The organism is Deltaproteobacteria bacterium GWA2_45_12 (assembly GCA_001797365.1).
Taxonomy (GTDB): domain Bacteria; phylum UBA10199; class UBA10199; order UBA10199; family UBA10199; genus UBA10199.
Genome location: MGPH01000050.1, coordinates 40,502 through 52,106 on the forward strand (window position 1 = coordinate 40,502; position 11,605 = coordinate 52,106).

Genomic DNA, 11,605 nt, shown 5'->3' on the forward strand with positions numbered 1-11,605 from the left:
AATTGCCCTTACACAGACCGGACATAACACCATGCCCTCATCAAAATATCTCATCCCTTTAATCCTCCTCCTCACCGCAGCCTCCCCTTCCCTTTCCCAAAATAAAATCGTGGAAGGGGTTCAGTCGGCTTATCAGAAATCCAGGACATGGCAGGCTCATTTCAAACAGAAAACCTATGTTGAACTCACCGGTCAGCACATTGAAAAAACAGGCCGGCTATGGTTTCAAAAACCGGGGCAAATGCGCATTGAATATGAGGGACCCCTTGCCAAAACCTATATCAGCAATGGGAAAAAATTATGGGTGTTAGACGAAAACAAAAAAAACATGCAGAGCTTTGAAAAACTGGCGATCATGGTCGACAAACAGGCCCTGGTTTTTTTGCAAGGCTTTGGAAATTTGTCGGAAGAATTTTTCATCGAAAAACTTGATTTCGCAAAAATTCAAGAGCTAAAATTGGAAACAAAAAAATTTGTTTTCCTGAATTTGAAGCCAAAAAAAAATTCCTCTGTCAAAAAGCTTATTTTGGGAATCAACCCCAAAACTTTTCTGGTGGAAAATTTGATTCTGTTTCATGTTTCAGGCAATTATACGATTTATCAATTTGTCGACATTGGCTTGAATGAAAATTTAAACTCGAGCCTTTTTAAGGCTTCATCGTAAGGAATAAGAGAGAATTTTAATGAAAAAATCCTACCTCCCCTTTCTCCCCTCCTTATCAAGGAGGGGAGATTTTACTGCCTGTCCGCCTTTGGCGGATAGGGGGAATTACATGCTTTCCTTCTGTCCCCCTTAATCCCGCGAAGCGGGATCCCGTTTGCGGGATAAGGGGGACTACAGGGGGTAGAAAACCAAGGAGTCTATTTTATGCCCAGCTTTGATACTGTTTCAGAAGTCAATTTGCAGGAAGTTGACAATGCCGTTAATCAAACGGTCAAAGAAATTGTCACACGTTACGATTTTAAGGGGTCCAAAAGTACGATTGAATTTGATAAAGAAAAAAAAGTCGTCAAACTCTCCGGCGATGACGACTACAAACTAAAAGCCCTCACCGATATTTTTCAATCCAAACTGGTCAAACGCGGCATTGGACTTCAATCCGTCCAGTTTGAGGCTCCCTTTGATGCCGCCGGAAATTTTAAAAAGCGGGAAGCTAAACTCGTCTTGGGCATTGAACAAGACAAGGCCAGGGAAATCATCAAATCAATCAAAGACACAAAACTGAAAGTGCAGGCCCAAATCCAGGACCAAAAAGTGCGTATTTCCGGAAAAAAGAAGGATGACCTTCAGGAAGCCATTGCCTTTTTGAAATCGAGGGATTTTGGCATCCCGCTTCAATTCAATAATTTTAGGGATTAAAGAAAAAACGGGTACGGAAACAAATACGGGCTCAAATCCCCCCTACCCCCCTTTTTTCCCGCATACGGGATCCCGCTACGCGGTGACAAAGGGGGATGAAAGCCAGGGGATCCCTGTATTCTTTCCCCCTTTACAAAAGGGGGATTCAGGGGGATTTTCCCCCGTTCCCGTTCCCGTTCTCGTTTTCTTTTCCCACAAATTCCACTTTGCATTCATTCCTTCTTTCCCTACAATGACCCAATATCCCCGCTATCAGTGGTGGGGTGTCAAATTTAAGGAGTATTGCATATGTCGAAATTAAGTATGACCGATTTTGAAGTTGAAATACCCGCCAACTGGACGGACCAGGGTATGGTTACTTTGACCATGCCATCCACCGATAAAAAAGTGCGTCCCAACATTATTCTTACCAAGGAAAGGCTGGCCCAACCCACTGACTTGAATGCTTATTTTGAAAAAATAAAAAAATCGGTGCAATCCCGTGGCATTGAGAGTTTCAAAATTTTGGAAGAAAAAGATGTATCGTTGGATGGAGTCCCCGCCAAAATGATGGTGTGCACCTGGGATCTTGCCGCCATGAAAAAAATGATGGGAAACCAGTCCGGTAATTTGGACCATATTCAAGCCGGACAAATGGTGCAGCAAATCCAGGTTTCGTGCATCCGCAATGATGCGGCCATCAATTTAACAGCCAGTTTCCCCGCGGACCAATTCCAACTCTACACCCGCCCTTTCCAAAATTTCATCAAAGGGTTTAAATTTTTGGGATAAACCACTACCTCCCCTTAATCCCCTCTCCTTCGATCGCCGCGTAGCGGGATCCCGTGCGCGGGACAAGCTCAGGACGGCGCTTATAAAGGAGGGGAGAATTTGACAATCTCCTCCCCTTTGTCCCGCGAAGCGGGATCCCGTTTGCGGGATAAGGGGAGGATACAGGAGGGGTAGGATAATCAAAAAATAATTTTCTATGCCCTCCCACGCCCTCATCACCGGAACAGGTTCTTACCTTCCCCCACGTGTTGTTTCCAACAAGGAACTGGAAAAAAAACTCGACACGACCGATGCCTGGATTCGTGAAAAAGTCGGCATTCAGGAAAGGCGATTTGTCGATGCCGGGGTCGGCACCTCCGACCTGGCTGTCAATGCTGCAAAAAAAGCCTTGGAGAAAGCCCAAAAGACAGCGGGGGACGTTGATTGCATTTTGGCCGCAACCTCCACCCCTGACTACAATGCCCCCGGCATTGGGGTACTCATCCAAACCAAGCTTGGATGCCACAAGATTCCGGCCTTTGATATTCACAATACATCTCCGGGATTTTTATTTGCCCTTGAACTGGGCAACAGCCTCATACAATCCGGAAAATATGAATGTGTTCTGATTGTGGCGAGTGAAGTGCATTCAACGGCCCTCGATTTTAGCCCCCAAGGCCGCATGATGAGTGTTATTTTTGGTGATGGTGCCGGCGCTGTTCTTTTAGAACGCACGGAAGGGGATCATGGAGTATTGGCTACAAAGCTCCATTCCGACGGACTCCATTTTAACAAACTTTGGTGTGAGGCTCCTGGGTCTCTTTTCCATCCTCGAATTACACAAGAAATGATCAAGTCAGGAAAAACCGCCCCCACCATGGATGGGCGTTTTGTTTTTGAAAAAGCCGTGCATAGCATGAGTCTGGTCTGTCAGGAAATTCTGGTGGCTCACAATTTATCTGTCAAAAATATTGATCACGTCGTTCCCCATCAAGCCAATTTGCGCATCATCGAAGCCATCGCCGAAAACCTGAAAATTCCCATGAGCCAAGTGCACACCACCATCCAAAAATATGGCAACACCTCCTCTGCGGCCATTCCCATTACACTCGATGAAGCCATCAATGCCGGAAAAATAAAAAAAGGGGAACTCATTCTCACCACCAGCTTTGGGTCAGGCCTGTCGTGGGGAGCGGGATTGATAAGGTGGGGTTAGAAATTTTCTAGGGTTTACGTGGAGGAGGGGGTCTTTTTCCCACGGGCACTCGCCCACGCGGGGGTTTGAAACCGTGGCGGAATGTCTGGGCCGTGGGGCCATTGGAGTCAACCACATCAATAATCTGGCCAGTCTGGGTTTCCCATTTACGAAGGGCTTTTTCTAAAAGAGGCTGGTTTACCGACCACAGCATTTCATCGGTGCCTTCAAGCAGGCTTTCATTAAACAAGGTGTAGCTGATACTGAAATTCTGAAACCCCGTTTCATCAGGCCCTCCCCAAACGATAAACGAACTCGGTTCCTGGATTTGAATGCGCACCAGATTATCCGGATTGTGATGGGTACGGATAAAACCAACCAGGTTCAAATTAAGCCGCAAGGTCCAGAGCGGTTCCTTCAAATTTTTCATCATCAACATCAATTCATCCAGAAAGGTTTGCTGTTCCAGGTTTTCTTTTTTGACATGCTTGGTGGCATTGTAGGTGATCAACTCGATATTGTCAGGAAGGATAAGACCAAAAAAGGCCCGCAAAAAATTAAACACCTGCTCAAAAAACCAGACATTGGTTTCTTCGGCGGAAACACGCGAAAAGTCACGGTTGGAATTAAAACCCCACGTACCCACCACATGCTTTTTGGCGGTCATTTCATCTAAATAATCATCAAGGCTGGTAAGGGCCATTTATTCCCCCGTACGGTGTTTAAGACAGGACATGTGAATCTTAAATTTTTGGACCTTTTCAAGCAATCGTTGTTTTTCGTCCTTGTCTTTTAATCCTTCGACATCACGATAAATCTCTTCAAACTGCAAGGGCAAATGGGCCTGCAATTCTTCCAGGCGCATGATGGCATGATGAATCCCCTCATCCAAATCTTCCATATGCCCCACAACCTCGCGCATTTCTTCCTTTGAAATATCCCCGCGTCCCAGGCGTTTTTTAAGTTCGCCCAAATGCTCTTTTAAATGTTCTCCCAACTCATGCACATTTAAGAGTTCAACAGAGGTGTCCGCCATCTGTTGCTCAAGCTGTTTTTCTTCGCGGGGAACTTTGACCCATAATTGCCATAAAAGCCCCAAGCCAAAAATAACCACAAAGACAAATTGCACCCCCAGGCTTTCGGCGAAGGGATAAATCCCCAAAAAGGGAATAGTTAAAAAGGGAATGGGTGTTTGGGGCAAAAAATCAGCTTCCTGGAGGTTGTGAATGCCCTGTCCAAAAAAGACAACGGCCAGCAAGTAAAGCAGAACACCGCTCACCCCAAAAAATAGGTTCAGGGGAATTTTTTTGCCAAGCTTTAAGATCATCCAGGCAATAATGATTAATACGACAAATCCCAGAACAACCCCGGACACAAGCCACACCGGCTGATGGGTTCCTTGCACACTTAAGGCCTCATAAAAAAGGATGGATTCAAAAACCTCGCGATAAACCGCCATGAAAGCGACCAAAGAAATGGTAAAAGCCCCAAATGTCTTTCCACGAATTTTTCCCATGAGAAACTGCTTCCAACGTTCGGCATCTTTTTTGGCCAACAACCAAAAACTGACATACAAAAGAACCAGGGCCGCAAGCAAACTCACCCAACCTTCCAAACCCTCTCTGGCCGCACCACTCACCACTTTGCGCGCTACAAGCCAGGTCAAAAATCCGACGAACAAAGCCAAAACCCAACTGGCATGCACCCATTTTTTGTACTCATCATTCTTTAACGCCTGAAGGACTGAAAAAATAATGGCGAGCAGCAAAATAGCTTCCATCCCTTCCCTGAAAACAATCATGAACGAAGCCGTCATGGAAACCCAACGATTAACGACCCCTTCTTCCTGTAAAATATTTTTGGCTTCCGTTAAATTTTTTGTGAGGCTGGCCACTACAATATCTGGAGTACTTCCCTCCCTGATTATTTTTCTTAAATGAAGAAAATCGCGTTCAATATGATTGACCAGATCGCCATGTCCGGACGATTTGAAAAATGCCTCTGTTTTTTCAAAACCATCTAAATAAGCACTCACGCACAAATTAAGGGCTTCTTCTTTTTTTCCTTCTTCCAGGGCTTTGACCGAATCCCGAAGCATCTTGAGAGTCTGTTCAATTTCTGCACCGGCTTTGTGCGAAGAAGCGGTTAAGGGGGCCTTTCCATTTAAATGCCGCACCTGGCTTAAAGCACTTAAGGCCACATCGTCTTTCAAACCTTTTTCAGACAACAAGGCCAACAACTCACCATCGGTTAAGGCCATGGTTTTTTCCCAGTCGATGATAGGAGCTCTTTCCGTAGTGGGAGCAGATAAATTATTTCTTAAAAGAAAAACATAGGAAGCCACGGCCCATCGATCTTCGGCTGAAAGCATGCCAAAAGAAGGCATGGGTGTTTTTTCGATGCCAAAGGTGACGGTATTAAAAACCCGAAAGGGAGAAAGTTTTTCCAAAACTTCATGATTGGCAAAAGCGGGTGGTTTGATGGGGAAATGCCCTGCAGCAGGCGTTTGCGAAAGACCATCGGCGCCGTGACATGTACTGCACGACTGCAAAAATAGAGCGCGTCCACGTTCTAAATCGGGTTTTTTCTGAGGCGCTACTGCTATCGAAAACTGACGGATTATTTCATTTTTCAAGGAAACCGCCCTGTTTTGGACCCCGGATACCGGGTCTTTTTGGAAAATGGCCTTTTGAAGGTCGCCTGCCTGTTTTAAAAGGGGAGAATCGGCCGTGGTTAGTTTTTGGATATAGCCAAAAATGATGCCGGCAAAATCCTGCATTTCCAGAAATTCATCTTCATTGATTATTTTTTTGCCTTCAGAAGCGACCGCCTTATCGTAATCACCGGCAATGTATTCGGCCAAGCCCACGGCACGCAGGACATCATCATTGGAGTGAGAGTAAGCTTGAGGGGATGAGACAAGAAAGATGGATAGAAAAACTAAAAAATTGAAAAACTTCATTAGCAGTTTGTTGACAATCCCAATTCATGGTTCGACGGGGCTCACCATGTCCTATAATGGACACCCTGCCTGCCCGCCTCTGGAGGGAGCCCCGTCGAAGGGTCAATTTTGATTTGTCAACACGCTATTATTTACATTTATGGCATAACCCATACAATTCCATCTTATGGTTGGTAAGCTTGAAATTGTGTTTTTTGGCCACTGACTCCTGCAATTTTTCAATGGCATCGTTTTCAAATTCTATAATAACCCCACATTGGGTACATATGAGATGGTCATGATGATGGCTGGCGACTGACTCAAACAGTGACTGCCCCTTCCCAAAATGGCGTTGGGTGGCCAGGCCCGCTTCCACAAGAAGCATCAAGGTGCGATAAACGGTGGCATAGCTGATTGTGGAATCTTCCTTGCGTGATTTTTCCAAAATATCTTCAATGCGATAATGCCTGTGCGGGGGAGCAAAAAAAATATTGCAGATAACATCCCTTTGATGGGTTTTTTTTAGCCCCTTGGTGGAAAGGTATTGATTGAGTGTTTCAATGTATTGCTTCTTTTGCGAAGACATGAAAACAAAGCTAGCAAACAGGCCTTTTAAATCAAGCAATTTTTGAAAGTCGTTTTCAATTTTGCCAGTCCGACATTGCAATAAACAAATCCTTTGGGCATACTCACTCCCTATGAGAATTCTGGGCTTGGATGTCGGCACAAAAACGGTGGGCGTGGCTTTAAGCGATCCCTTGCGGATGACAGCCCAACCGGTGGAAACCATCCGTTATCAAACCGTGTCGCAAGCCTGGAAACGCCTGGCTGAAATCATCAAAAGCCAGACCGTCAGGCAAATTGTGGTGGGGCTTCCCTTAAACATGAATGGATCAGAAGGCCCCCAGTCGGAAAAAGTGCGGAAATTCATGGACGACTTTTTAAAATGGGCCAAAAATATTAATGTCACGATCACTTTTTGGGACGAACGGCTGTCGACGGTGGGCGCCGAACGTGTGTTGCTCGAAGCCGATCTTTCCCGCGCAAAACGGGCCAAAGTCATCGATAAAATGGCCGCCGTGTTTATTTTGCAGGGGTATTTGGATTCACTTAGCTAGTTGTAAGGGCAATTCATGAATTGCCCTTACAAAATTATGAAAAAATTCCTTTTCATTCTTTTTTTATTAGCCGCTGTTACCTTTGCAGGTTGGAAATGGACGCAATATTTTTTCGCCTACCAGAACCCTCAAACCATTATCTTAGAAATTCCCCCAGGAGCCTCGCTTAAAACTATTAGCCGTCTTCTTTTTGAAAACAAGGTCATTCCTCATAAGCTTTCTTTTGAACTTTATGCCCGTCTCATAAAAAAAGCGAACAAACTTAAAGCCGGCGAATATGAACTGGAAGCCGGGCTCCGTCCCTTGCAAGTTTTGGACAAAATGGTGGCGGGTCAGGTGAGGCAATATGCCCTGACCATTCCCGAGGGTTTTAATCTGGATCAGATTGGAGACATTCTCATCACCAAGGGCCTTGCCACAAAACAGGAATGGTTTCTTCTTAAAAAAGAAACAAGCTTACTGCGCCCGTTGGGCGTAGAAGCCACAAGTTTAGAGGGCTATCTTTTTCCTGAAACCTACACTTACACCAAAACATCCACGGCAAAAAACCTCATGGAAAACATGGTTCGTTTGTTTGCAAAAAAACTGATGGATGAAGAAAAAAACAAGGCCGCTTCGATGGGGTTAAATCTGCATCAATGGGTGACACTGGCTTCCCTTATTGAAAAAGAGACGGGGCTTGGCTCTGAACGCCCTTTGATCGCCGGGGTTTTTTTAAACCGGCTTAAATTGGGCATGCTCCTTCAAACAGACCCTTCTGTCATTTATGGCATTCCCCATTTTAACGGCAACCTCACCCTGGCCGACCTTGAACGTGACACCCCCTATAACACTTACACCCGTCCCGGACTCCCCCCCGGTCCCATTTGTTCGCCCGGATGGGAATCCATGCAGGCAGTCCTCCACCCCGCCCAAACCCAGGCCCTTTATTTTGTGGGCAAAGGCGATGGCAGCCATTTTTTTTCCGAAAATTTGGACCAACATAATCAGGCAGTCAGGTATTACCAGTTACGTCAGGGAAGGGAGCCGATTCCCACATTCCATCCCCCTTTAAAAAAGGGGGACTAAGGGGGATTTTACCCGCACCCGTATCCCCCCCATTTCCCCATTGTCAGCCTTTTTTGGTTAGGCTATGCCTCATACCCATGAAAAAAATCCTCTTTTTGATCTTTTTATTTGGTGTCAGCTTCCAGGCCCATGCCTACAACACCTTTCATCCGGAAGCGGATGAAGAGTTAAAACAGGGTAAAATGTGGGCCATAGTCGAGTTTGAAAAAAAGAGCACGGCAACCAAATGCAGTTTTCGTACATGGCTTGATTTTCCGGCCGACAAGTTATGGCATGCTTTAATTGATATCAACCAGTGGAAGATCATTCATGATGACTATAAAGACTCCCGGTCAATTGACAAAAACCAGTTTGAACTCGTCAATGAAAAAAAACCGACCAATATCCAGGCATTTTATGAATTAGTGGGAGAAGAGATTTCCCCTTCCGAACTTTACCGTGTCCCCGGAAAAATTTGGGAAAGTTATGCCTTTCAGCGCTTTGCTTTTCCGTTCCCCTTAAAGGACCGATGGGTTGTCATGAAGGTTAAAAACAATGAAAATAATGCCCAAAAAAAAGAATATCGTTATGACTACGAGATGACGGTGGGCAATTTCAAGTCCCTTAAAGGTTATTGGGAATTGCTCCCTGTGCCGGAAAATCCCGGCTGGATCGAGTTTCGCGGGGAATACAAGGCCGATCCCGGCATTTCCGTCCCCCATTTTTTGACACGATCCATTTTCAAGTCATCGATGAAGAACAATGTTCAGGATATTGTTAAAGTATTGGAAGCCCAGGGACAGCAGAAATAATTATGGTTCATCTAAATGCCGAGTAATGGTTCGATCACCGCGTAGCGGGATCTCGTGCGCGGGACAGGCTTAGGGTTTCCTTTTTGTAAGGGCAATTCATGAATTGCCCTTACCCGGACATGGTGAGCTCCGTCGAACCATCACTCGGCATTTACCAGACCCGTTTTATGAAATACCTTTTACTTTTATTTTTTTTACTCCCCATCATTTCACACGCCCAACAACGCAACAAGTTTGACAACCATCGTGACACCCGCGCCCAAGAAGAAACCGTTGACGAGCAAATAGACCAAATCCCCATTTTTCGCGACAAGGTGGAAGGAGATTATGTCATTTTGGGGGAAATCGACGGCCAGGATGTGTTTAACAAAAATATTAAAGGAATTGTGAAACAGATACGAGTCAAGGCCTACCAGCTTAAAGCCGATGCCGTTATGGAATTTAGCTGCCAGGAAGGCTGGAAAAAAACATTTCAGTACTGTGCCGGGTACGCGATTAAGTATAAATAACCGTAAGGACGATTCATGAATCGCCCCTACAAAAAACCCATCAACCATGCCCCTCCCCTTACTTGCCATCCTCGTTTTGGTTGTTCTTTTTTTGGGCTACCACTTCTACGGTAAATTCATCGCCCGCGTTTTTATTCCAACGGATAAAAACCAGACCCCGGCCCACACTTTTAATGACGGGGTTGATTTTGTCCCCACCAAACCATTCTACCTTCTAAGCCAGCATTTTAGCGCCATCGCAGCAGCAGGGCCGATCGCCGGGCCCATTTTGGCGGCACAGAATTTTGGGTGGCTCCCTTGTTTGTTATGGATTGGATTTGGCGTTGTCTTTATTGGAGCCGTGCACGATTTTGGGGCGCTTATGGCCAGCGTGCGCCACAAGGGGAACTCCATTGCGGAAATTATTCGCGAAAACATCGGAAGCAAAGCGGCCCTGGCCATGATGGGCTTTATATGGCTGGCCCTTTTATACGTGATTGTGGCGTTCACCGATATTACCGCCAGCACTTTTTTGGGAAAAAGCGAAGAATTGCAGGGGTTGAATGTGTCATTTAACCGCGGCGGGGCTGTGGCCATGGCCAGCGCGCTTTATCTGGCCCTGTCGATTGTCCTTGGCATCATCCAAAAAAAATTCAATCCACCCCTGTGGCTTGTCACCCTTGTTTTTGTCCCGGCCACACTGGGCGCTGTTTGGCTGGGAACGCACTGGGACGGTTTTTTTGTCATGGGTCAAAAAAGCTGGGGCCTCACGATTTTGGCTTATTGTTTTGTGGCCAGCCTTTTACCCGTGTGGATGCTTCTTCAACCGCGCGGCTATTTGGGCGGCTTTGTTTTGTACATGGCCCTGGCTGTAGGCACACTGGGGCTTTTTTTTGGGGGATACGAAATTACCCAACCTGCCTTTAAAACCTGGCAGGCCCCCGGCTTGACTGGTTCCCTCTTCCCTTTTTTATTTGTCACCATTGCCTGCGGGGCATGTTCGGGCTTTCACGGTCTGGTCTGCACCGGCACCACTTCCAAACAAATTGACAAAGAAACCCACTGCCATCCCGTCGGCTACGGCGCCATGCTCATGGAAGGTTTTGTCGCTGTGATGGCCCTGACCACGTTCATGATTTTGCCGGCAAGCCAGGCCGTGGGGCCGCCGGCACAAGTGTATGGGGCAGGCCTAGGACAGTTTTTAACGCTTATTATAGGGAAGGAAAATCTCGTTTTTGCCATGACTTTTGGAGCCATGGCTTTTTCGACTTTTGTGTTTGATACGCTGGATGTGGCGACGCGGTTGGGGCGCTACATCATTCAGGAACTCACAGGGCTTAAAAATTTTTGGGGTGCCGCCCTGGGAACGGGGCTTACTGTGGCCATTCCCGCTTTTTTTCTGCTTTCGGCCAAGGAAGGCAGTTGGACCCTCTTTTGGGTGTTGTTTGGCACCTCCAACCAAATGCTGGCCGCCCTCACCCTTTTGGGTATTTCCATCTGGCTTAAAAAATCGGGGAAAAAATACTGGTTCACTTTTTATCCGATGATTTTTGTGATGGGGATGACGGTGTGGTCGCTATTCAAACAAATCACCATGGGCCTCACCCAATGGCAAACCACCGGCTTTGGCACCCCTGCCATTAATGCAGCCATCGGCATCATGCTGTTGTTACTAGCGGGTTTTATGGTGATGGAGGCGGGAAGGGTGTGGAAGAAAAACAAATATAAACTGGGTGGGGGACCCTATTATTCCTCCCGCGACATTCTTCATGATCGATGCGGAAAAAACCGGTTGTAATCAAAACACAATGATGTATATTATACATTATGAAACGAACACAGCTTTACATAGACGATCAAATTTTTTACAGGCTATTCCTTATCAGCAAACAAA

13 protein-coding genes are annotated in these 11,605 nt (G+C 46.1%); 9 read left to right on the forward strand and 4 right to left on the reverse strand.

The genetic code is table 11. The features are described from left to right. Window positions 1-31: 31 nt before the first annotated feature. Window positions 32-664, forward strand: a complete 633-nt coding sequence (locus tag A2048_07445; GenBank protein ID OGP08250.1) for a hypothetical protein — start codon at window positions 32-34, stop codon at window positions 662-664. A gap of 204 nt (window positions 665-868) precedes the next feature. Then, on the forward strand, window positions 869-1,360 hold the full coding sequence (locus tag A2048_07450) for a YajQ family cyclic di-GMP-binding protein (protein OGP08251.1): 492 nt from the start codon (window positions 869-871) through the stop codon (window positions 1,358-1,360). Here the strand turns inward: A2048_07450 and A2048_07455 are convergent. Then, entirely contained in the window at window positions 1,357-1,572 is a 216-nt protein-coding gene (locus A2048_07455) for a hypothetical protein (protein OGP08252.1), read from the reverse strand. The genes A2048_07450 and A2048_07455 overlap by 4 nt on opposite strands. A 91-nt stretch (window positions 1,573-1,663) precedes the next feature. Here A2048_07455 and A2048_07460 point away from each other — a divergent pair, with 91 nt between their 5' ends. Together A2048_07460 and A2048_07465 are read left to right on the forward strand one after the other, a co-directional pair. Further along, entirely contained in the window at window positions 1,664-2,131 is a 468-nt protein-coding gene (locus A2048_07460; protein OGP08253.1) for a hypothetical protein, read from the forward strand. Window positions 2,132-2,327: 196 nt separating this feature from the next. Further along, window positions 2,328-3,326, forward strand: coding sequence for a hypothetical protein (locus A2048_07465; protein OGP08254.1), 999 nt, complete (start codon window positions 2,328-2,330; stop codon window positions 3,324-3,326). Between the two features lie 7 nt (window positions 3,327-3,333). Here the strand turns inward: A2048_07465 and A2048_07470 are convergent, their stop codons facing one another. The 3 genes from A2048_07470 to A2048_07480 all read right to left on the reverse strand — a co-directional run bounded on the left by A2048_07470 (window position 3,334) and on the right by A2048_07480 (window position 6,832). Beyond that, window positions 3,334-4,008, reverse strand: a complete 675-nt coding sequence (locus tag A2048_07470) for a hypothetical protein (protein OGP08255.1) — start codon at window positions 4,006-4,008, stop codon at window positions 3,334-3,336. After that, a complete protein-coding gene (locus tag A2048_07475) occupies window positions 4,009-6,267 on the reverse strand; it encodes a hypothetical protein (protein ID OGP08256.1) in 2,259 nt (752 codons plus the stop codon). Window positions 6,268-6,394: 127 nt separating this feature from the next. Beyond that, window positions 6,395-6,832, reverse strand: a complete 438-nt coding sequence (locus A2048_07480; protein OGP08267.1) for a hypothetical protein — start codon at window positions 6,830-6,832, stop codon at window positions 6,395-6,397. 112 nt (window positions 6,833-6,944) lie between these two features. Between A2048_07480 and A2048_07485 the strand changes: the two genes are divergently transcribed. From A2048_07485 to A2048_07505, 5 genes are all read left to right on the forward strand, one after another. Beyond that, window positions 6,945-7,364: a Holliday junction DNA helicase RuvA gene (locus A2048_07485; GenBank protein OGP08257.1), complete on the forward strand. Its 420-nt coding sequence runs from the start codon at window positions 6,945-6,947 to the stop codon at window positions 7,362-7,364. 36 nt (window positions 7,365-7,400) lie between these two features. Next, on the forward strand, window positions 7,401-8,432 hold the full coding sequence (locus A2048_07490; GenBank protein ID OGP08268.1) for a hypothetical protein: 1,032 nt from the start codon (window positions 7,401-7,403) through the stop codon (window positions 8,430-8,432). Between the two features lie 77 nt (window positions 8,433-8,509). Then, on the forward strand, window positions 8,510-9,223 hold the full coding sequence (locus tag A2048_07495) for a hypothetical protein (GenBank protein OGP08258.1): 714 nt from the start codon (window positions 8,510-8,512) through the stop codon (window positions 9,221-9,223). Window positions 9,224-9,321: 98 nt separating this feature from the next. Further along, the gene (locus A2048_07500) at window positions 9,322-9,732 is read left to right on the forward strand and encodes a hypothetical protein (protein ID OGP08259.1); all 411 of its coding nucleotides are present in this window, start codon (window positions 9,322-9,324) and stop codon (window positions 9,730-9,732) included. A 46-nt stretch (window positions 9,733-9,778) separates the two neighbouring features. Then, complete coding sequence (locus A2048_07505) at window positions 9,779-11,509, forward strand: carbon starvation protein CstA (GenBank protein OGP08260.1); 1,731 nt, start codon at window positions 9,779-9,781, stop codon at window positions 11,507-11,509. The last annotated feature ends 96 nt before the right edge of the window (window positions 11,510-11,605 follow it).

What these genes read in the sequence shown, in the direction of transcription:
- A2048_07445 (OGP08250.1), top strand. Translation starts at nt 32, where the DNA reads ATGCCCTCATCAAAATATCTCATCCCTTTAATCCTCCTCCTCACCGCA.
- A2048_07450 (OGP08251.1), top strand. Translation starts at nt 869, where the DNA reads ATGCCCAGCTTTGATACTGTTTCAGAAGTCAATTTGCAGGAAGTTGAC.
- A2048_07455 (OGP08252.1), bottom strand. Translation starts at nt 1,572, where the DNA reads ATGCAAAGTGGAATTTGTGGGAAAAGAAAACGAGAACGGGAACGGGAA.
- A2048_07460 (OGP08253.1), top strand. Translation starts at nt 1,664, where the DNA reads ATGACCGATTTTGAAGTTGAAATACCCGCCAACTGGACGGACCAGGGT.
- A2048_07465 (OGP08254.1), top strand. Translation starts at nt 2,328, where the DNA reads ATGCCCTCCCACGCCCTCATCACCGGAACAGGTTCTTACCTTCCCCCA.
- A2048_07470 (OGP08255.1), bottom strand. Translation starts at nt 4,008, where the DNA reads ATGGCCCTTACCAGCCTTGATGATTATTTAGATGAAATGACCGCCAAA.
- A2048_07475 (OGP08256.1), bottom strand. Translation starts at nt 6,267, where the DNA reads ATGAAGTTTTTCAATTTTTTAGTTTTTCTATCCATCTTTCTTGTCTCA.
- A2048_07480 (OGP08267.1), bottom strand. Translation starts at nt 6,832, where the DNA reads ATGTCTTCGCAAAAGAAGCAATACATTGAAACACTCAATCAATACCTT.
- A2048_07485 (OGP08257.1), top strand. Translation starts at nt 6,945, where the DNA reads ATGAGAATTCTGGGCTTGGATGTCGGCACAAAAACGGTGGGCGTGGCT.
- A2048_07490 (OGP08268.1), top strand. Translation starts at nt 7,401, where the DNA reads ATGAAAAAATTCCTTTTCATTCTTTTTTTATTAGCCGCTGTTACCTTT.
- A2048_07495 (OGP08258.1), top strand. Translation starts at nt 8,510, where the DNA reads ATGAAAAAAATCCTCTTTTTGATCTTTTTATTTGGTGTCAGCTTCCAG.
- A2048_07500 (OGP08259.1), top strand. Translation starts at nt 9,322, where the DNA reads ATGAATTGCCCTTACCCGGACATGGTGAGCTCCGTCGAACCATCACTC.
- A2048_07505 (OGP08260.1), top strand. Translation starts at nt 9,779, where the DNA reads ATGCCCCTCCCCTTACTTGCCATCCTCGTTTTGGTTGTTCTTTTTTTG.